This window comes from Chryseobacterium piscicola, from assembly GCF_900156685.1.
Taxonomy (GTDB): Bacteria; Bacteroidota; Bacteroidia; order Flavobacteriales; family Weeksellaceae; genus Chryseobacterium; species Chryseobacterium piscicola.
Window position 1 is genome coordinate 22,630 of the sequence record NZ_FTOJ01000006.1, and the last position, 21,477, is coordinate 44,106.

A 21,477-nucleotide genomic window follows, 5' to 3' on the forward strand; every position below is an offset into this window, starting at 1 on the left:
TGATAAATTTAGTATGCAAAGGTAATGAAAATAAGTTGGAGAGTTTTAAGGCTTTTTGAGTCGGAGAGTTTTATAATTAATGAGTTGTTTTTTTTTGGATTGCTAATCATTTAATATTTAGATATAAAATCCATCAAATCTCTCCTGCTGCTATCAAAATCTAATGCATCACCCACAACAAAATATTTCTGTTTGTCTACACATTTTGAAAATAAAGATTTAGCCAAAGCAATTTTATTTTTATCAAAACTCAGATCTTTTACCAAAACACTTATTTGCTCCGAAGTAAACATTGCGTGACGACTTTGCTGATTAATAAAGGTGATTTTTTTATCATCAAACCATGCATTTTTTTTCAAAGTAGACCTAAATTCTTGAAAAGTCTGATTATCCATTACATTTGGATAATTTATATTGCCATTATTTTGTGAATTCCCGTAAGGATTATTCCAGATGTCATTCCAGTCATTAAATCCGTAATAGCCATTTTGAAGCGGATAAGAATCTAAAAGATACAAACCTTCATTTGTGAAAAAATCGAGAACTAATCTGCCGTTGTTTCTAAGGTTTAAAGTTGTTCTATACATCAAGAAACCGTTTTCGTAAATTGAAATAGGAACTCTTCCCGATGGCAAATCAAAGAATCTATATTTACCTGAGCTGTTGGAAATCAGCTGATCTGCCAATTCCACACTAAAATTTCCCTGCTCGGGAATTCTCAGGAAAACCTCAGCATATCCGTAATTGTAATTCCATTGATAATTCGGGTTTGCAGGTCTTCTGTTTGTATTATTCTGATTATTTGGATTTCTGAATCCTGAATTATTACTTCGTGAATTTTCCCTTTTACTGGTTGTAGCTTCAATTTCTTTCTTTGAGGCTTCGTTTTTTAAAAGCTCACCGGCTTTTCCTGCTTCTTGTGCAAAAAATAATAGGCTTGATAAGATAGCACAAACTGTAAATATTTTTTTCATAATGATATCATTTTATAGTGAATCCGGGCTCTATTTTCATGCCAAAAATGTTTAATTTTCATTAAAATAAAATTTATAATAATTGGGTTTAACCTTATTAAAAATATAGAATCCAAGCAAAATTTAAAGAAAAAAAAGAGAAATCAAAAAATTAGTTTTTTATTTTTTCAATTTCAGATTTCATTTTCAGTTCCCAATTTTTTCCGTTTCTTTTTATTAAATATGGTTTTACAGTTTCCTGATATTTTCCCTGAGCTTTAAGATGCATAAAATCTACAATACATCCTGTATTAAAATAGGTTATCCCATAGTTTTTGTAAATACTGTCAATTTGATTTTCTGTCTTTTCATTATAAACAGAATCAGTAAATCCACCGGCAAATTTGTAGGTTACATGATCTTTTTCAATATCTTTTTTAGCTTGTTTTACATACTCATTTTCAAGCAGTGTAAGTGCTTTTGTTCTTTTCATATATTCTGAGCTCCCTTTAAAAACCAGAAAACCTAAAAACAGACAATTCAGTAGTAAGAAAATATACAGAAATCTATTTTTAAAATTATTTTGCTTGCTTTTAACTGATGCAAATAAATAAGCTAACAATCCAATTATCAGAAAAACAATAAAGATATATTGTATTCCGTAATCTTTAAAATTTTTTATAAAATCAAAAGGCATTGGGAAATTATAACCATAAAATACTGCAACACTTGCAACAAGTATTAAGAAGATTAAAATAATATTCAGATATACTATTTTTTTCAAGATTTCTCTTTTATGATTTTTCAGATTAGTTCTTTAACTAATTTATAAATAATATTTTAATAAAAAAAAGACTGCCATCTAATTGAGGCAGTCTTAATTTTTAAATATTTAGATGATTAAATTTTTAATCAAATCATTACATATGCAATGCTCTTTTTCCTGTAGCATCTAACGCAGCTTCTTTAATAGCCTCTGCGTAAGTAGGGTGAGCGTGAGAACTTCTTGCGATGTCTTCTGCACTTGCACGGAATTCCATTGCAATTACTCCTTCAGCAACCAAATCTGCAGCTCTCGCTCCGATCATGTGGAAACCAAGAACCTCATCCGTTTTTTCGTCAGCGATGATTTTCACCAAACCGTCGATATCACCACTTGCACGGCTTCTTCCTAAAGCTCTCATTGGGAAAGTTCCGATTTTGTAAGCCACACCTTCTTCCTTCAATTGCTCTTCAGTTTTACCAACTCCGGCAACTTCTGGCCAAGTATAAACTACTCCAGGAATTAGGTTATAATTGATGTGCGGTTTTTGTCCGGCCAAAGTTTCGGCAACAAAAACGCCTTCTTCTTCAGCTTTATGAGCCAACATCGCCCCTTTAATAACGTCTCCGATTGCATAGATATTGGCAACGTTTGTCTGTAAATGGTCGTTTGTTTTCACTCTTCCTCTTTCGTCTAGCTCTACACCAGCTTTTTCTAATCCAAGTCCGTCTGTAAAAGGTTTTCTACCTACAGAAACTAAACAATAATCTCCTTCAACTGTTACTTCTTCTCCTTTTTTATCTTTAGCCGTAATTTTTACAGTATCTCCATTTCTTTCAACTGCAGAAACTGCTGTAGAAAGCATAAATTTCATTCCTTGTTTTTTAAGAACCTTAGTTAATTCCTTGCTTAAAGCTCCATCCATTGTAGGAATGATTTTGTCCATAAACTCAACTACAGTAACCTGAGCTCCTAATCTTAGGTAAACAGAACCCAATTCAAGGCCAATAACTCCACCTCCGATTACTACCAAATGCTTAGGGATTTCTTTTAAATTCAAAGCTTCAGTGGAAGTGATTACTCTTTCTTTATCTAAAGTAATGAAAGGCAATGAAGAAGGTTTAGAACCTGTTGCAATGATGGTATATTTAGAATCGATTGTTTCCGTAGAACCGTCGTTTTTAGTCACTTTAACCTGAGTAGCAGATTCAAAACTTCCAAGACCTTCAAAAACTGTAATTTTGTTTTTGTCCATCAAAAAGTTAATCCCTTTAGTCGTTTGATCTACCACTTCATTTTTTCTCGCAATCATTCTTGCGATATCCGCTTTTGGCTCGTTAATAATAATTCCGTGGTTTTCAAAATTGTGTTTTGCATTTTCGAAATGTTCAGAACTGTCTAGAAGTGCTTTTGAAGGAATACATCCAACGTTAAGACAAGTTCCGCCTAAAGTTGAATATTTTTCAATAATTGCTACTTTGAAACCTAATTGTGCAGCGCGGATTGCAGCTACATAACCTGCAGGACCAGAACCTATTATGGTAACATCAAATTGACTCATTTTATATTTTTATTTATTTATTATCTGATGATTAATTCTTACAAATTTACTGATTAATTTAGAAGGAGCAAAGTGAGTTTTGTCAAGTTTTGAAATGCTGAATGTTGCGCGTTTGATGATGGAAGTTTTATAGTTTCCTCTTTTTTTATTTGAATTATAAACACCTTATTTTCCAGCTCATTCTTCACATTCCCATACAATTTTATAAATCTAAATTCAATTTTCCTTGTCCAAAAACCTCTTTACTTCCAAAAAACTCGCCTCCGCAAACGTACCATTCAAGATTTTCGAGATGCTCCACGGCATGTTCCGGCTTCATTCCTGCCACCTCTTTTTTGGCGATGATTCCTTTGTACCATCGTCCTGATTCTGGAGCGTTTGGAAATTCAATATCATATTTAATCCAAATTCTTTGGCACAGTCTGCATTGAATTACTGTGACTTCTGCATTTCGACTGTCTGTAGAATCTACTCCTACGTTTGAAGTTCTGTATTCAGATTCTGTTAAATCGTGTTTTTCGCAGGCACACCCTAATTTTGGAAGTTTTTTCATGAATGAAATATTGGTTTTTAGATAAAATTGAAATGCAAATTTAAGGAAAAGTGAAGATTATTACTTATTGACCAAATCCAACAAAACTTTTTCATATTTATCCAGAATAATATCTTTTGAGAAGCGTGCTTTTATGGAATTTTTGATGGCATCCTGATCATGCGTCTGGTGTAGAATATGCATGATTTTTTGGGAGAAATCTTCGTGATTTTCGATATCAGCAATTTCACCATTGGTATTATGCTGAATAATCTCGTTGATTCCGCCAGGACAGTTATTGGCTAAAGAATAAGTACCGCAGGCTCCGGCTTCCAATAAAACATTGGGAAAACCTTCATATCTTGAGGAAAGAATAAATAAGTCTGCATATTTTAGATATTCATACGGATTTTCTTGTTTCCCATGAAAAACCACATTTTTTAGACCGAGAAATTCTTTCATCTGGTGAAGAATTTCTCGGTCTTTACCGTCACCTAAAATATGTAATAAAATTTTCTCATTTTTTAATCTGGAAAAGACTTTCAGTAGGTTATCAAACCCTTTTCGAGAAGATAAATTACCAATGGCGACAACATTTTTATAATTGTATTTAAAACTCTCAGGCTTATGAGATATCCTCAGTTTTTCATCAATAAAATCAAAATCTACAGGATTATTAATTTTTATAATTTTTGAAGGATTGATTTTAAAACTATCAATCAAATCATCCATCATGTCGTTGCTTTGAGCAATAATCTGCTGATAATTATTGTAAAAATTGTAGAAAAATTTAATCTCTTTTTTTGTTACATGTTTGGAAACAACATTGGTTTCTCTGGCAATGAACTTTACTTTAGGAAAAAGTTTAATAAAGAGAGATAAATAAGCATTTACCTCGCCAAAACCAGAAAAAACAATATCTGGCTTTCTGCGATAGATTTCCTTTAAAATAGGTTTCAGCGAGTGTCTTATTCTCTCGGTATTAATGTCAATAATTTCAACATCTTTTTTTACAATTCCTAAATAACCACCTTGTTTGCGAAGAAGCAAAATCTTAGGTTCAAAACGATCTCGGGAGAGATGATTTGCGATGGTGGTAACGATTCTCTCTGCACCTCCGGTTTCGAGATCCGGCAGAATAAATATAACAGAAATTTTTTTTTCCATAAACAAAACCTTACCCAAGTATTTGGATAAGGTGTAATTTTTAGTTAGCAACGTCGCTGATAAATTTTATTCTCAGCATTCGCACCTCTTCATCAGAAAGCTCATCACCAAATTCATCTAGCAAAACTTTCATGCTGTCGCTTTCAGATTCCGTCATGAATTCCATGAATTCATCTACCATGTCTTCATCAAAATTTTCTTCCACATAATAATCTATATTCAGCTTTGTGCCTTGATAAACGATACGCTCCATTTCCTTCAAAAGGTCATTCATTGAAAGGTTTTTTGCTCTCGCAATATCTTCTAAATCTATCTTTTTATCAGTATTCTGAATAATGAAAACTTTATGACTAGATTTATTCGCTACATTTTTCAAGACCATGTCTTGAGTACGTTCTATATTGTTTTCTTCAACATATTTAGAAATAAAATCTGCAAATTCTTTACCGTATTTTTTAGCTTTACCTTCTCCAACACCATAAATCTTGGCAATTTCTTCTAAAGTAATAGGGTATTGAACGGTCATATCTTCCAAACTAGGATCCATAAAAACCGTATATGGAGGTATGCCATGTTTTTTGGCAACTTTTTTTCTAAGCTCCTTTAGAAGTCCGAATAAATTTTGGTCTAAACCACCACCAGCTTGCTGTTGAATATGATCATTTTCTGCTTTTGTCTGCGAAAGATCAAATTCACGGTCTTCAGCAATCATAAATGGATGTTTCAATTCACCATTGAGAACCAATTTTCCTTTTTCTGCAACTTTTAAAACGCCATAAGTTTCAATATCTTTTTGAAGGAAATTTTGTACAGTTGCTTGTCTTATAATGGTTTTCCAATAGTTTTCTTTTTCATTTTTTCCGAAACCAAAATAGGACGACTGCTCTAATTTGTAAGACTTGGTTACTGCATTTTCTTTTCCTACAATTGTAGAAATAAGATCTTTGGATTTAAATTTTTCTCCGGCATCACTAATGAGCTGCATTACTTTCTTGAAATCTGCAGTTGCATCTTTTAATTTCGGAGGATTTGAAGCATTATCACACATTTTTGCGCCATCTCCGTTTTCAGGATCAAAACTTTCACCAAAATAATACAATATATACTGCCTTCTGCTCATACAAGTTTCGGCATAACCCACCACTTCATTAAGGAGTTGTAAACCAATTTCTCTTTCAGAAACGGCTTTTTGCGCTAAAAATTTCTCTAATTTCTCAATATCTTTAGGATCATAGAATGCTAAACAATGACCTTCTCCACCGTCTCTTCCTGCTCTTCCTGTTTCTTGATAATAGCTCTCAAGAGATTTCGGAAAGTCATAATGAATTACAAAACGAACATCTGGCTTATCAATTCCCATCCCAAATGCGATAGTGGCAACAATTACATCTGCATCCTCCATCAAAAATTTATCTTGATTGGCTACTCTTATTTTCTGGTCAAGACCTGCATGATAAGGAAGTGCATTTATTCCGTTTACTTGAAGAAGCTGTGCAAACTCCTCTACTTTTCTTCGGCTCAAGCAGTATACAATTCCAGATTTCCCTTTATGTTGATTGATAAACTTTACAATTTCTTTATCTACATTCACTTTCGGACGTACCTCGTAGTAAAGATTGGGTCTATTGAAGCTTTCCTTATATACTATAGCCGAAGTCATTCCTAATGTTTTCTGAATATCATCTTGCACTTTTGGAGTTGCAGTTGCCGTTAAAGCAATTACGGGAACATCAGCAATTTTATCAATAATAGATTTCAGATTCCTGTATTCTGGTCTGAAATCATGCCCCCATTCTGAGATACAGTGCGCCTCGTCAATAGCAACAAATGAAATCTTCACTTCTTTAAAAAAATCAAGATATTCTTCTTTGATTAATGATTCTGGGGCAACATATAGAAGTTTTGTTTTTCCAGCTTTGATATCATCAAAAACTTTTTTGGTCTGAGTTTTGTTTAATGAAGAATTCAAAACGTGAGCAACTCCTTCATCTGATGAAAGCCCATTCACAGCATCTACCTGATTTTTCATTAGTGCAATTAATGGAGAAACTACAATTGCCGTTCCTTCAGAAATTAATGCGGGAAGCTGATAGCAAAGAGATTTACCGCCACCTGTAGGCATTAGGACAAACACATCCTTTCCCTCTAAAAGATCTTCTATTATCTGCTCTTGTTGACCTTTAAAGGTAGAAAACCCAAAGTATTTTTTTAATTCGCCCGATATATTGGCTTTTTTTGCGCTCATCTAATTTTGTATTGCTAAATTTGCATCTATTTCAAAGTTATAAAAATTTTGCTTAAAATAAAAGCGAACGAATTTATAAAAATAAAATTTATAGTAAATATAAATAGATTCCGAATCTATTTTCCACTTGTAATATACGATAAAAATGTATACAACCGATATTATTTCCAACGCAAAAAAAACCCTTGAAATAGAAATTTCTGAACTCGAAAAACTCAGAAACAGAATTGATAAAGATTTCCAGAAAGCTGTAGAAACCATTAATGCCGGAAGCGGAAAACTTATCGTGGTAGGCATTGGGAAATCAGCACACATCGCCAATAAAATGGTAGCTACATTTAATTCTACAGGTACACCTTCACAATTCCTTCACGCCTCAGAAGCAATTCATGGAGATCTTGGAGTAATCCAGAAGCAGGACATCGTTTTGTGTATTTCCAATTCGGGAAATTCTCCTGAGATTGCAAGTTTGGCTCCTTATTTAAAAGACTATTCATCGGCATTGATTGGGATGACGGGTAATAAAAATAGCAAACTTGCAGAATATTGCGATTTCATTTTAGATACCCATGTAGATGTAGAAGCTTGCCCAATAAAATTGGCGCCTACCAGCTCTACAACTATCCAAATGGCATTGGGAGATGCTTTGGCAATTTGTTTAATGGAGCTTAATAATTTTAAAGCAAATGATTTTGCTAAATTTCACCCAGGTGGAAGTTTGGGCAAAAATCTAATTTCGAAAGTGGATGATTTTGTTTCTGAACAAAAGCCTCAAGTATCACAAAATGACAGCATAAAAGATGTTATTATATCAATAAGCAGTTCACGACACGGCATCACAGTGGTAACAAATGAAAATCACATCATCGGTGTGATTACCGACGGAGACTTGAGACGAATGCTGATGAAAGAAGATAATCTTTCTAAAGTTTTAGCCAAAGACATTATGTCTCTTAATCCTAAAACTGTAGAGAGGAACCTTTTGGCAAAAGATGCCATGAAAATTTTAAAAGACAATAACATCGGTCAGCTGGTAGTTACCGAAAACGGGAAATATTTCGGAATTATTGATTTGCATAAACTACTGGATGAAGGGATTAATTAGACTGAGCTTTAGAAACTTTATACAATTTTAAGTCTTGAATCTTAAATCTTGAAAATGAAGAGCGCAAGCACCACTCAACTCCCACTTTTTTTCCTAAATTTGAAAACTTAAAAAATATTTTGTGAGCGAAGGTAAAGACTTGTCTTTTTGGGGACATATTGGTGAACTGAGAGGACATCTCATCCGATCAATTATTGCGATTATCGTCGCAGCATTTATTATTGGATATAATATAGAATGGATTATGGATCATGTGTTTTTTGGTCCTACTAGGAATGATTTTCCTACTTTCAAAATTGCCAATCATTTTTCGAGAATGATTTTGGGTGAAGATAGCATTAAGCTTCCAAAAGAATTTCCGGTGCGTGTACAAAGACTTTATCAGCAGTTTAATGTCATGATGGCTGTCTCTATCTTTGGTGGAATCGTTTTGGCATTTCCTTATATTGTTTGGGAATTGTGGAGATTCATCAGCCCAGCTTTACACCAAAAGGAAAGAAAAAATTCAATTTTCATCATCAATTCAGTTTGGATATTGTTTATGGCAGGGGTGCTTTGTGGGTATTATCTTATTTTACCTTTCGCAGTGAACTTTGGTGTGATTTTTAAAATATCAAACATTATCGTTCCACTTTACGACTTAAGCGATTACACAACTTTATTTTTGCAGGTAGTCTTAGGAATGGGTGTAGTATTTCTATTTCCTATTCTTATTTATTTCCTTACTTCAATTGGGATTTTAACACCAATGTTTATGCGAACTTACCGCCGTCACGCTATAGTGATGATTATGGTGGTTGCTGCTATTATAACTCCTGCAGACGTATTGAGTATGATGATGGCTGCTTTACCCCTTTTATTTTTATATGAATTTAGTATTATTGCTTCGGGGTATACTTACAAAAAAATCCAGAAAGCAAATGCAAACCTTTCAGCTAAAGACTAAAAAAGGTTTTATTTAAAAACATACTGAGCAGCTTTAATAATTTAAAGCTGCTCTTTTATTTTCTAAAATTCTGTTACATTATACCAACTTTTACGACTAAACAAAAATTAATTTCTAATTTTGAAAAACATATCTAACCAATGAAAAAAATAACTCTCTCACTACTTTTTGCTTCATCATTGGCTTTCGGGCAATTTTTTGAACACGGTAAAAACTTCACAAAACAAGATACACTGAAGGGTTCCAATACAGAATTCAGAAATTTTTGGGATGTGAAAAGATATGATCTTTCTGTAGAGCCAGATTTCGCTTCAAAAAGCATTAAAGGGAATAATAAAATCAGTTTTGAGATTACGAAAGACATTGTTAACCCTACTTTTCAAATTGATCTCCAGAAACCTATGAGGGCTGATAAAATTGAATGCAGCTTCCCAACCGTCAATGGCTTTAAGCAGGATAATGATTTCATTTTCATATCTACAAAGAAAAATTTTAAAAAAGGAGAAAAATACACCATAGATATTACTTATTCTGGAAACCCTGTAATTGCTAAACGTGCACCGTGGGACGGTGGCTGGGTTTTCACGAAAGATGAAAAAGGAAATCCTTGGATGAGTGTTGCCGATGAAGGAATTGGAGCTTCGGTTTGGCTTCCAACAAAAGATATTTGGAGTGACGAGCCTGAACTAGGAATTACCATGAAAATCATTACGCCGAAAGATCTCGTAGGCATCGGAAACGGAAGATTAATCAGTAAAAAAGAAGAAGGCAACAAAACCGCCTACACTTGGGAAGTAAAAAACCCAATAAACGCCTACTCTATCATCCCAAACATCGGAAAATATGTGAATTTCAAAGACATTTATAATGGCGAAAAAGGAAAACTTGATCTTGATTATTGGGTGATTGACTATAATTTAGATAAAGCCAAAAAACATTTCGCCCAGGTAAAACCCATGCTCGAAGCTTTTGAATATTGGTTTGGTCCTTACCCTTTTTATGAAGATTCTTACAAATTGGTCGACTCTCCTTACTTAGGGATGGAACATCAAAGCAATATTGCCTACGGAAATCATTACCAAAACGGATATTACCAAGCTGGTTATGGGTCAATTGACTACTCAGGAACAGGTGTAGGTTTAAATTGGGATTACATCATCGTTCATGAAAGTGGCCATGAGTGGTTTGCGAATAATATTACTGCGAAAGATCAAGCTGACATGTGGGTACATGAAGGTTTTACGATGTATTCTGAGGTGCTTTTTACTGAAAAATATATGGATAAAAAATCTGCAAATATATATGCTCAAGGAATTCAAAACGGGATTAGTAATGATGTTCCAATTATAGGGAAATATGGTGTGAGAAATGAAGGCAGCGGCGATATGTACCCTAAAGGAGCCAGCATGCTTCACACGATCCGCCAAGTAATTGATAATGACGAAAAATTCAGACAGATTTTGAGAGGAATCAACAAAGATTTTTATCATCAAACTGTCACCACAGAACAGATTGAAAAGTATATTTCAGAAAAATCGGGGATAGATTTTTCCTCAGTATTTAATCAGTATTTGAGAACTACTGATGTTCCTGTTTTAGAATATTCTCAAAAAGGAAATGAGCTGAAATTTAAATACAGCAAAGTAGTAAAGAATTTTAAGCTTCCCTTGAAAATTGGCAATGAATGGATAAAGCCAACGGAAGAATGGCAGACTTTGAAACTGAAAAATGGAAATAAAGCAGAGTTTAACAGGAACAATTATGTTTATTTCAGAGAAGTGAGATAGCTTGCAGCTTTGAATAAGCTTAAATTAAATACCCACTTGTATTTTAAATATAAAACAAAATCGTTAGCTCGGTTTTGTTTTTTTTTAATTATATTTTAACATCGTAGAATGTAACAAAACAAACTTTACTGCAACTACTTAATCAAAATAAATCAGCATGAAAAAAATTGCAATCAGTTTAGGCCTGTTGTCTGTATTTGTATTAAATGCACAATCGGTAAAGACACAAATCGACCTTCTTAATATAAAAGACGACAAAGTAAATGTAAGCCTTGAATTTCCTAAAATGAAATCAGGCGATGTGAAATTCCATTTTCCTAAAACCGTTCCGGGAACTTACTCTACAGATGATTATGGAAGATTCATTGAAGGAATAAAATTTCTCGATAATAAAGGAAAAGAACTGGCTTTCACCAAAGTGAATGATAATTCTTACACCTTAAAGAATGCTCAGAATCTATCTAAAGTAACCTATTGGGTAAACGACAGTTTCGATGATGAGATGGAAAACACAAAACACAAAGCCGTATTTTCACCTTCAGGAACCAACATTGAAGAAGGCAAAATCTATCTTTTGAACACCCACGGTTTTGTAGGTTATATAGAAAACATGCAAGATGTGCCTTATCAGTTAATCGTTAAAAAACCAAAAGAGTTTTATGGAACAACAGCCTTGGTAGATCAAGACAAATCTGAAGATACAGACACCTTTACTTTAGCAAACTATGCTAAACTCACAGATTCTCCGCTGATGTACACAAAACCGGATTATATTACCTTTAATGCAGGAGGAATGGAATTGGTTTTAGGCGTGTATTCTCCCACAGGTAAGTACAAAGCCGCAGATTTTAAAGAAAATTTAGAGAAAATGGTCATTGCTCAAAAGAAATTTTTGGGTGATATGAATACCAATAAAAAGTATGCAATCATGCTTTATCTTGCAGGAACAGAAGGTCCGCAGATTAAAGGTTTCGGAGCTTTAGAACACCACGAATCCACGAGTGTGGTTTTACCTGAAATGATGCCTAAAGAAGCCATTGACCAGACGATAACGGATGTGGTTTCCCACGAATTTTTCCATACCGTAAATCCTCTAAAAGTACATTCTGAAGAAATTCATTATTTCGATTATGCTGACCCGAAAATGTCTCAACACTTGTGGATGTATGAAGGGGGAACTGAGTATTTTGCTAATCTTTTTCAAATTCAGGAAGGCTTGATTACAAGAGATGAATTTCTGAAAAGAATGACCGATAAAATTACCAATTCCAAAAATTACAACGACACCATGCCGTTTACAGTGATGAGCAAAAACATCCTGAAAGACGAGTATAAAGATCAGTACAGAAACGTATACGAAAAAGGCGCTTTGCTTGCAATGTGTATAGATATCGAGCTTAGAAAACTATCCAACGGAGAAATGGGTTATCGTGATATGATCAGAAAATTGTCTCAAAGATTTGGAGAAAACAAACCTTTCAAAGACGACAAGTTGATTGACGAATTGGTAGAAGTTACAGGATATCCTCAGGTAAGAGATTTCTACAATAAATATATTGCCGGGAGCGAGCCTACACCTTACGAAAAGTATCTAACCGAGGTAGGTGTGGAAGTTAAAAAGCAAGATGCACCACCCATTTTTTGGTTTGTAAAAGATCCTAATCAAACGGGTTACAACGACAAAAACAATACTTTTATTTTTGATGAAAGTTCTGCTCTTTCACCCTTCGCAAAGGCAATCGGATTCAAAATTACGGATGAAGTGGTTGCGCTTGACGGAAAAACAATCAACATACAGAATGTTCAGGAATTTATCAATTACGCAAAAAATATAAAAGACGGACAAAATGTAACGCTTACAGTTTTGAGAACAACGAACGGAAAATCTGAAAAAATTGATCTGAAAGGAAAAGCTATTCTCGATAAAATGACCATTGAATCTTTAGGTTTTAAAAGCAATCCAACTGCTGCTGAGAAAAAACTTCAAGATCAGTGGATTACTGGAAAAAAATAATTTAATATTAAATATTTCAACAAAAAATCAGCCTTTTCCGAGGCTGATTTTTTTTATTTCTGAAGATCCGGTTTTATAGGATTCATCTTCTTATTAAAACTTTATTTCGCTTTCTTTTCCAATTCTCTAAAGAACTGGTTAGAGTAATAAATTTCTCTCACTTCCAAAATTGCCACCAAAAATAAATTGATTTGATGAGATAAAAGCGGTGTGTCTTATTTTTTTATATTTTTAAATATCCAATTCATATCACGAATTACCCATTGATATGGATGTGGAGATTAAAATCAAGTAATACAGTTATTTTTATAGTAATACAGTTTTAATATTAATTTAAATAATTGATAATCATCACACTAAATATAACATTTTACACAAATTAATAGATACATAAACTGATAAATATTCATTTATAACAATCAACTAGTCACAAATTCTTAAAACTTGTTAAAATTTATTAAATAAAATGATGAGGAAGTTATAAAAAACAAGAAAAAATATTTATTTTAGTGGTCTAAAATAAATTTATGAAAAGATATACTTTACTGGCTGTAATTTTAATGTGTACATCTTCATTCGCATTTGCACAAACATCAGTATTTGGATCAATCACTGAAGCTAAATCTAAAATAGAAGCTACGGTACCTGTAGTAATCGAATATTTAAAGAAAACGAGTGAAAAAGAAGGCAACCAAACCATTCTCACCAACGGAACCGAAGCTTTAAGAAAAGAATACAACGCAGTTTCTCAAGAATTTGATCTTTACAAAGGAAACTTAGCAAGTTGTATCGTCAACAAAAAGAAAAAAGCGAATAAATGTCTAAATTATCATACGCAGTATTTTAGAAGTACATTAACCAATTATGACAATTTTGTTTCTTACCTCACGAAAAAAAATGGTTTTCTAGGTGTTGATGATGATGAAGTAAAAAAAGATTTCAAACCTACTGAGATTGCAACATCTATTGATAAAGATTTCACATCTGCCGCAGGCGCAGTAGAAAATATGAAAGGAAGTGAGAAAGCAAGGTATTTTGAAAATTTAAAAGCAGAAGATTTGAAATTGCAAGACTTCAATACTTTGGTGAAATAAAATATAAATTATCCGTTTCAATAGAAACGGATTTTTTTTTCTCAAAAAATGAAAATCAGTTTAGATTTTCATTTTTATTTTAAATAACCTACAATCAATTAACTTACTATATACTCTGTAATGACAGGTTCATCTTTTACGATGTCCCAAGTAAGTTTCCAGTCTTCTTTTAAGTTCAAATTAACAACCGCATGCTTCATAGGTGCAACATATCTTACATTAAAAGATATGTCAAACTGATTTTCGCTTCTTTCTGATACTTTAATCTCAGAAACATGATGGGCAGTATTTCCCAACAAATTGCTTTTAGACTCTGCAAACCACTTATTAAATCTTTCGTGACCAGTAAATAGATCATTTCCCGGAAATTTCATTTTTACATCTTCAGACAAATATTTCGTCAAGAAACTACTTTCGTCTACTTGATCAAAATAGATGAACCATTTCTCCAAAAATGCTTCAATTTTTTCAATCTTTCCTTTTTGTACTTTTTCCATACGGTGTTACATTAATAGTTATAAATAGTAGAATTTTCTAAAGATATTGATCCTAAAAAATGATGTGATATATTTCTAAGACAATAGATTTGTAAAAAAACAAATTAATAGCACCAAAAAAAGAGAACTACATCTGTAATTCTCTTTAATATAGTAGCGGGAACCGGACTCGAACCGATGACCTTCGGGTTATGAGCCCGACGAGCTACCTACTGCTCCATCCCGCGGTGTTTCTTTTAAATCGTACCGACTGTAACGATTGCTTAACTTAGTAGCGGGAACCGGACTCGAACCGATGACCTTCGGGTTATGAGCCCGACGAGCTACCTACTGCTCCATCCCGCGGTGTTTCTTTTAAATCGTACCGACTGTAACGATTGCTTAACTTAGTAGCGGGAACCGGACTCGAACCGATGACCTTCGGGTTATGAGCCCGACGAGCTACCTACTGCTCCATCCCGCGTTATTGGACTGCAAATATACAACAATATTTTAAAATTCCTAATTTTTCTTTTAAATAAAGGATTTACCACAAAATTATTTTAATATTACTATCTTTGTTCTATGGCAAAAATACTAAGAATATACCCCGAAAATCCTCAAGAAAACCTTATAAATGAGATTGTTAAAACATTGAATAATGGTGGCCTTATCATCTATCCATCAGATACTATTTATGCTTTGGGATGTAATATTTTTGATATTAAAGCAATGGAAAAACTTGCTCAAATCAAAAAGCAAAAGCTAGAAAAAGCAAAATTTTCTATAATTTGTAACGATTTGAGTCACCTTTCAGACTTTACAAGGCCCATTGATACTTCCATTTTCAGGTTTTTGAAGAGTCATCTCCCTGGTCCATTCACATTTATTTTGGAAGCCAATAAAAACCTTCCTTTAGCCTATAAAAATCATAAAACGATTGGTATACGAGTTCCCGATCATCCGATTCCTCAATTGATTGTGGAAAAATTAGGACATCCCATAGCTTCAACTTCCATTCACGACGATGATGAGATTATTGAATACTCTACCGATCCAGAACTTATTGCAGAGAAATACGATCATCTTGTGGACATTGTTATCGACTCTGGTTATGGAGACAATATCGCATCAACGATTGTAGATCTTACTTCAGGAGTACCTGAAATCATCCGTCAAGGTAAAGGGATTATATAAATTCAAAGTTGAATGTTTGAAGTAGTTTGCTAAAAACTTAAAACCCTAAACTCAAAACCTTAAACTTTAAAAAATGAAACTCATTACTTCGCCTGCCAAATTGATGAATGTGGAAAATACAACTCATCTTTTGAGATCTTCTACCCCAAAATTCATCAATGAAGCGGCACATATTCATAAATATTTAAAAGAAAAAACTCCAAAATACCTTTCAGACCTCATGGAAATTTCGCCAAAACTGGCAGATGAAAATTGGGAAAGAAACCAAAAATGGAATGCAAAACCAACAGCAAAAAATTCTGCTCCCGCAATGTTTGCATTTACCGGTGAAGTTTACAGAGGTTTAGACGCAAAAACATTAGACAAAAGAGCCGTGGATTATCTTCAGAAAAACTACAGAATACTTTCTGGATTATACGGTTTGCTAAAGCCTTCAGATAAAGTTATGCTTTATCGTTTGGAAATGGGAAGAAATTTTGAATTTGAAGATTATAAAAACCTTTACTCTTTCTGGACAGAAAAAGTGACTGCACAATTAAATTCTGAGCTAAAAAAGAACGAAATAGTCCTCAATCTTGCCAGCAACGAATACTTTAAAGTTATAGACAAAAAGAAGCTCAATCATCACGTTATTGATTTTGATTTTTACGAATTGAAAGATGGAAAATACAAAACCATCGTGGTTTACACCAAACATGCAAGAGGTTTGGTAGTAAGATTCTGTGCAGAAACCAATGCAAAAACCCTAAAGGATGTAAAGGCTTTCAACTACGAAGGCTACAGAATTGATGATGAAAAATCAACGGATTCTAAATTGGTTTTTGTGAGATAAAATGAAATACTGTAATTTAAAAAAACACTTTATACAAGAGCTTTCTGAGGTTTATTTGGAATCTGAAAGCCGTTTTATTTTTCAGCAATTTTCTGAGAATATTTTACGTTTAAACGCAATTCAGCAACGCCAATTTTCTGAGGAAGAAGTTGCGGAAGACATTCAGATTGCATTTCAAAATATCATTTCAGAATTAATAACAGGAAAACCTTACCTTCAAATTTTAGGCGAAACTGAATTTTATGGAATGAGATTTTTCGTGGATGAAAATGTTTTAATTCCACGTCCCGAAACCGAGGAGTTGCTTGAAATTGCGATTGGAAAAATCTCAAATCTTAAATCTCAAATCTCAAATTGTAAAATATTGGATATTGGAACCGGAAGTGGAATTATTCCTTTGGTTTTGAAAAAGTATTTTCCTGATGCTGAAATTACTTCGATAGATTTTTCTGAAAAAGCCTTAGAAACGGCCAAGAAAAATGCAAATTTTCACAATTTAAAAATCAATTTTTTGCATGCAGATTATTTGAATTTAGATTTAAATGAAAATTTTGATGTTGTTATTTCAAATCCACCTTATATTGGATTGGATGAGGAAACTGAAATCTTAAATTCTGTGAAAAATTTTGAACCTACAATGGCTCTGTTTTCTCCAACTTCGGATGCTTTGATTTTTTACCGAAAAATCAGTAAAGATTGTGATAAATATTTAAATAAAAACGGATTGGTTTTTCTGGAAATCAATCAAAAACTAGGTCAGGAAACTTTAGATTTGTACAAAAACTTATCTCATTCTGAATTAATTAAAGATTTGAGTGGAAATGATCGTTTTATATTAGGAATAAAATAAAATTTAAAATAACGGAAAGCATAGATCAATCTAAATGTGAATTTTTAGATTAAACAGAATTGGAGCTTTAATTCTCATACTATTTCGGGTATATTGGTTTCAGGTACAGGCATATTTGATGAAAAAATCATTAAAAAGTAAGCCATCTCAAATTGAGATGGCTTTTTGGATATTATTAAATTTATTCGAACAAAAAATTGTACTGTATGCTAACCGATTTTCTTTCTTATAAATATTTCGAAAGCCAAATAAAGCAGTGGCAAAGACATGATGAATAAAAACAAAGCGTTTTGCATTGCCTTTTCTGGGAACATGGCAACAGATACCACCAATCCGAAGAACGCACCTCCCAAATGGGCAGCATGGCCAATATTATCGTTATTTCTAGGATTCAGCATGCTGTAAACGGAATACCCAAAATACAACAAACCAAAAATATAGCCTGGAACACTGAGAAAAGGGATGAAAATAATTCCTATTCTTGTAAATTCCGGATTTAAAGATACACCAGCAAAAATAATTCCGGCTACACCACCACTCGCTCCGATTGCAGAATACCAACTTTGATTTTTATATATAAGAAGCGAAAAAAGATTCCCAATAAGAATGGAACCTATATAAACAATCAAAAACCCAACAAGCCCAAATTCACGTATCACAGAAGGACCAAACATATACAAAACATACATGTTGATAGCAAGATGCATAAAATCTGCATGGAGAAACCCTGCAGAAAACAATCTCAGATACTCTTTTCTATGCACAATCGCTCCTACATTGAATTTATACTTTTCAAAAATTCGCATATCATTCAGCGCAAAATAGCTGATAATGCAGGTAATGGCAATAATAATTATAATTATACTCATATTTTAGTTTTCATTTTCACCGTTCTGAAATAAATCTCCTATTGTTCCTCCTTCTTCGTCTGAAGACGGCGAAAAATCTGGCTCTTCATACGCTTCAGTCTCCTCTTCCACAGGTTCAGGAATGGTAATATTTATGGTTTTAACTTTAAATTTAGTAAATTGATTTCCAATGGCTTTAATGCCTTTTATGGCGATGTATTCATCAATATTTACTATCTCAGGATCTCGTTCTTTACCTTTATCTTTAGCAAAAATAATTTCTGCCGTTGCTCCGTTGCTCACCAGTACATTTTCTATAAAAGATTTTGGGTGTTCGGATGGCATAAAAGTCTGCACGTTAGTATTATTTTCAAACAAGAATCTTTTGATGAAATAAATATCTTTTTCACCATCAAAATAGATACAAGTAACGGGCTGCTCGGGTTTCCATTTTTCGAGTATCAAATATTCGTCGTCAAAACGGTTTCCTAGATCAAAAGAAACCAGTTTAGCTTCGCCATTGGTATTAACGGTCAATATTTTATCATCTCCTTTAAAGTTTCCTAAAAACACTCCTCTTGCATCTGCATTCAATCTTCTTACCGTATCATCATACCAAATTTTTCTCGGAGCGAGAGTAGAAACACCTTCTTCTTTCAGATCTACTTTTTTCACAGAATATTTGGTTACCAAGTTTCCTTTAGAATCTCTTCCTTTTATAGCAAGTTCAGAGAAATCGATATCCATTTTATTTTTCCTGATTCTTGGGTTGGGTTTTAGTAAAACACTTACCGTCTCTGCCTCTCCGTTGGGATTTGCCGAAAAATAGAGCATTTCAGAGAATTTTGCTTCCGAAGCCAAATGATAATCTGTATTTCGTGTAACTCCTGTCACAGAAAAACGCTTCATATAATAAGGACCTTCTCTGCCCTCGCGGTAAATCATGTTATATACCGTTCTTTTATCATTTTTTTTCCAGATGGCAACGTGAAGAATATCTTTTCCTATAAAAGTTTTTGGCTCTACTTTTACCACTTTCATACTTCCGTCTTTTCTGAAAGTAATAATGTCGTCAATATCTGAACAGTCGAATAGATATTGGTCTTTTTTCAGTGATGTACCGATGAAACCTTCTTCAAAATTGGCATAGAATTTTTCGTTGGCTACAGCAACTTTTGTGGCATCAATGGTGTCAAAAATTCTGAGTTCGGTTTTTCTTTCTCTTCCTTTGCCGTATTTTTTTTGGATATTTAAATAATAATCAATTGCATACTGAATCAAATTGGCAAGATTATACTTTACTTGCTCTATTTTGCCTTCTAATGCGGCAATATTTTCTTTAAATTTATCTAAATCGAATCTTGAAATTCTTTTAATTCTGATTTCTGTTAACCTTAAAATATCTTCTTCGGTTACAGCTCTCAAAAGATGAGCTGTATGAGGTTTCAAACCTGTATCAATAGTTTTGATAACTTCTTCCCATGTTTCTACCTCTTCTATATCGTGATAAATTCTGTTTTCAATAAAGATTCTTTCTAAAGAAGAAAAATGCCAGTTTTCTTGTAATTCATGAAGCTCAATTTCAAGTTCTTTTTTCAGTAAAGAGACTGTATGGTCGGTATTCATCCTCAGAATCTCAGAAACATTCAAAAACATGGGTTTGTCTCCTACGATTACACAAGCATTTGGAGAAATTGTTACCTGGCAGTCTGTAAATGCGTACAAAGCATCAATGGTTTTGTCTGGCGAAACATCATTATGAAGATGCACGAGAATCTCTACAGCATCTGAAGTATTGTCTTCAATTTTTTTGATCTTTATTTTTCCTCTTTCATTGGCTTTTAAGATAGAATCAATCAAATCTGAAGTGTTTTTTGAAAAAGGAAGCTCAGTAATGACCAAAGTATTTTTTTCGGTATGAGAAATTTTGGCTCTGGCTCTCACTTTACCTCCTCTATGGCCATCATTGTATTCTGAAACATCTAGAAATCCTGCGGTAAGGAAATCCGGAAAAATTTCAAACTTTTTTCCTTTAAGATGAGCAACAGAAGCACTAATTAATTCATTGAAATTATGCGGAAGAATTTTAGTAGAAAGCCCTACACCAATTCCTTCAACTCCTTGAGCCAAAAGCAATGGGAATTTTACGGGTAAATCTACGGGTTCATTATTTCTACCGTCATAGGATTTTGACCAAACGGTAGTTTTGGGATTAAAAACTACTTCAAGAGCGAAAGGTGTAAGTCTGGCCTCAATATATCTTGCAGCAGCAGCAGAATCTCCTGTATAAATATTTCCCCAGTTTCCTTGTGTATCTATGAGCAATTCTCTTTGCCCAATACCCACCATTGCATCTGTAATAGAAGCATCACCATGTGGGTGGTACTTCATGGTATTTCCCACGATGTTGGCTACTTTATTGTATCTACCGTCTTCTAATTCACGCATTGAGTGCATGATTCTGCGCTGTACAGGTTTAAAACCATCAAAGACAGAGGGTATTGCTCTGTCTAAAATTACATAAGACGCATAATCGAGAAACCAATCTTTATAAAGTCCTGATACTTTTTTTAGACTCTCACTTTCATGAGAATATTCTTCATTTATCATTTAATTTCTCCTTATTATTTTTGATCACTTTATTGAGTGAAAATTTCAAATCATTTAATTCTTTCGCTGTAAGGTATGATATTTCATATTTTAGAATCGTATTCCCACTTTTGCTGTTAATGGTAATGTATAATCTTTTAAAAAACAGAAAAGTAATTGATTCATACTTCAAAAATTTATATTTTGGAAATTCATCACTTAGTGGCTTACTGAAGAAAGGAACTATATTTCGGTTTTTGAAATGAAGCGCTTCTCCGTCACTATCATATTCAAAAATCTGTCTTCCGTTAAGATAAAAAAGAATAAGAAATAATGCAGGAATTATGATGAGCAAATAAGCCTCTATCCCAAGCAAATGAAATACCATTTCTTCTACTACAAAAGCCAATATACCGATTACGAAGAGCATAATCAATGCGGTATTGATAAAATTATAAAGAGGTATTCTCCGTTTATTACTAAGTCTCATTTGAAATTAAAAATTGAGATTAATTTTG

The 21,477-nt window shown here is 33.3% G+C and carries 18 protein-coding genes and 3 tRNA genes; 8 read left to right on the plus strand and 13 right to left on the minus strand.

Annotated elements, in window-relative coordinates; translation table 11 throughout:
* Window positions 1–110 precede the first annotated feature (110 nt).
* The 6 genes from BW939_RS10120 to recQ form a co-directional block, all read right to left on the minus strand.
* Window positions 111–974 carry a DUF4476 domain-containing protein gene (locus BW939_RS10120; protein ID WP_076451922.1) on the minus strand — a complete coding sequence of 288 codons (864 nt, stop codon included), beginning with the start codon at window positions 972–974 and terminating at the stop codon, window positions 111–113.
* Between the two features lie 151 nt (window positions 975–1,125).
* Window positions 1,126–1,737: an FEKKY domain-containing protein gene (locus BW939_RS10125; protein ID WP_123891562.1), complete on the minus strand. Its 612-nt coding sequence runs from the start codon at window positions 1,735–1,737 to the stop codon at window positions 1,126–1,128.
* 136 nt (window positions 1,738–1,873) lie between these two features.
* The gene (gene lpdA / locus BW939_RS10130; protein WP_076451924.1) at window positions 1,874–3,277 is read right to left on the minus strand and encodes a dihydrolipoyl dehydrogenase; all 1,404 of its coding nucleotides are present in this window, start codon (window positions 3,275–3,277) and stop codon (window positions 1,874–1,876) included.
* Between the two features lie 202 nt (window positions 3,278–3,479).
* Window positions 3,480–3,830, minus strand: coding sequence for a hypothetical protein (locus BW939_RS10135; RefSeq protein WP_076451925.1), 351 nt, complete (start codon window positions 3,828–3,830; stop codon window positions 3,480–3,482).
* A gap of 60 nt (window positions 3,831–3,890) precedes the next feature.
* Window positions 3,891–4,976: a glycosyltransferase gene (locus BW939_RS10140; RefSeq protein ID WP_076451926.1), complete on the minus strand. Its 1,086-nt coding sequence runs from the start codon at window positions 4,974–4,976 to the stop codon at window positions 3,891–3,893.
* 40 nt (window positions 4,977–5,016) lie between these two features.
* On the minus strand, window positions 5,017–7,221 hold the full coding sequence (gene recQ / locus BW939_RS10145) for a DNA helicase RecQ (protein ID WP_076451927.1): 2,205 nt from the start codon (window positions 7,219–7,221) through the stop codon (window positions 5,017–5,019).
* Window positions 7,222–7,366: 145 nt separating this feature from the next.
* On the opposite strand from recQ, the gene BW939_RS10150 reads away from it, so the two are divergent.
* From BW939_RS10150 to BW939_RS10170, 5 genes are all read left to right on the plus strand, one after another.
* A complete protein-coding gene (locus tag BW939_RS10150) occupies window positions 7,367–8,326 on the plus strand; it encodes a KpsF/GutQ family sugar-phosphate isomerase (protein ID WP_076451928.1) in 960 nt (319 codons plus the stop codon).
* A 121-nt stretch (window positions 8,327–8,447) separates the two neighbouring features.
* Window positions 8,448–9,272 carry a twin-arginine translocase subunit TatC gene (tatC, locus tag BW939_RS10155; RefSeq protein WP_076451929.1) on the plus strand — a complete coding sequence of 275 codons (825 nt, stop codon included), beginning with the start codon at window positions 8,448–8,450 and terminating at the stop codon, window positions 9,270–9,272.
* A gap of 140 nt (window positions 9,273–9,412) precedes the next feature.
* Entirely contained in the window at window positions 9,413–11,059 is a 1,647-nt protein-coding gene (locus tag BW939_RS10160) for a M1 family metallopeptidase (RefSeq protein WP_076451930.1), read from the plus strand.
* Window positions 11,060–11,216: 157 nt separating this feature from the next.
* Complete coding sequence (locus BW939_RS10165; protein ID WP_076451931.1) at window positions 11,217–13,073, plus strand: M61 family metallopeptidase; 1,857 nt, start codon at window positions 11,217–11,219, stop codon at window positions 13,071–13,073.
* A 527-nt stretch (window positions 13,074–13,600) separates the two neighbouring features.
* Complete coding sequence (locus BW939_RS10170; protein WP_076451932.1) at window positions 13,601–14,167, plus strand: hypothetical protein; 567 nt, start codon at window positions 13,601–13,603, stop codon at window positions 14,165–14,167.
* 98 nt (window positions 14,168–14,265) lie between these two features.
* Here the strand turns inward: BW939_RS10170 and BW939_RS10175 are convergent, their stop codons facing one another.
* From BW939_RS10175 to BW939_RS10190, 4 genes are all read right to left on the minus strand, one after another.
* Window positions 14,266–14,664, minus strand: a complete 399-nt coding sequence (locus tag BW939_RS10175; protein ID WP_076451933.1) for a hypothetical protein — start codon at window positions 14,662–14,664, stop codon at window positions 14,266–14,268.
* A gap of 154 nt (window positions 14,665–14,818) precedes the next feature.
* A tRNA-Met gene (locus BW939_RS10180) sits at window positions 14,819–14,891 on the minus strand.
* Window positions 14,892–14,936: 45 nt separating this feature from the next.
* Window positions 14,937–15,009, minus strand: a tRNA-Met gene (locus BW939_RS10185).
* Between the two features lie 45 nt (window positions 15,010–15,054).
* Window positions 15,055–15,127, minus strand: a tRNA-Met gene (locus tag BW939_RS10190).
* A 101-nt stretch (window positions 15,128–15,228) separates the two neighbouring features.
* Between BW939_RS10190 and BW939_RS10195 the strand changes: the two genes are divergently transcribed.
* From BW939_RS10195 to prmC, 3 genes are all read left to right on the plus strand, one after another.
* Window positions 15,229–15,840: an L-threonylcarbamoyladenylate synthase gene (locus BW939_RS10195; RefSeq protein WP_076451934.1), complete on the plus strand. Its 612-nt coding sequence runs from the start codon at window positions 15,229–15,231 to the stop codon at window positions 15,838–15,840.
* A 73-nt stretch (window positions 15,841–15,913) separates the two neighbouring features.
* Window positions 15,914–16,672 carry a peroxide stress protein YaaA gene (gene yaaA / locus BW939_RS10200; RefSeq protein WP_076451935.1) on the plus strand — a complete coding sequence of 253 codons (759 nt, stop codon included), beginning with the start codon at window positions 15,914–15,916 and terminating at the stop codon, window positions 16,670–16,672.
* Between the two features lies 1 nt (window position 16,673).
* Window positions 16,674–17,522 carry a peptide chain release factor N(5)-glutamine methyltransferase gene (gene prmC / locus BW939_RS10205; RefSeq protein WP_076451936.1) on the plus strand — a complete coding sequence of 283 codons (849 nt, stop codon included), beginning with the start codon at window positions 16,674–16,676 and terminating at the stop codon, window positions 17,520–17,522.
* A 209-nt stretch (window positions 17,523–17,731) separates the two neighbouring features.
* Here the strand turns inward: prmC and BW939_RS10210 are convergent, their stop codons facing one another.
* The 3 genes from BW939_RS10210 to BW939_RS10220 are packed head-to-tail and all read right to left on the minus strand — an operon-like array spanning window position 17,732 to window position 21,449.
* Window positions 17,732–18,391: a rhomboid family intramembrane serine protease gene (locus BW939_RS10210; protein WP_076451937.1), complete on the minus strand. Its 660-nt coding sequence runs from the start codon at window positions 18,389–18,391 to the stop codon at window positions 17,732–17,734.
* Between the two features lie 3 nt (window positions 18,392–18,394).
* Window positions 18,395–20,980: a DNA gyrase/topoisomerase IV subunit A gene (locus BW939_RS10215; protein ID WP_076451938.1), complete on the minus strand. Its 2,586-nt coding sequence runs from the start codon at window positions 20,978–20,980 to the stop codon at window positions 18,395–18,397.
* Window positions 20,970–21,449, minus strand: a complete 480-nt coding sequence (locus tag BW939_RS10220; protein WP_076451939.1) for a hypothetical protein — start codon at window positions 21,447–21,449, stop codon at window positions 20,970–20,972. Before BW939_RS10220 ends, BW939_RS10215 begins: the two co-directional genes overlap by 11 nt.
* Window positions 21,450–21,477: the final 28 nt, after the last annotated feature.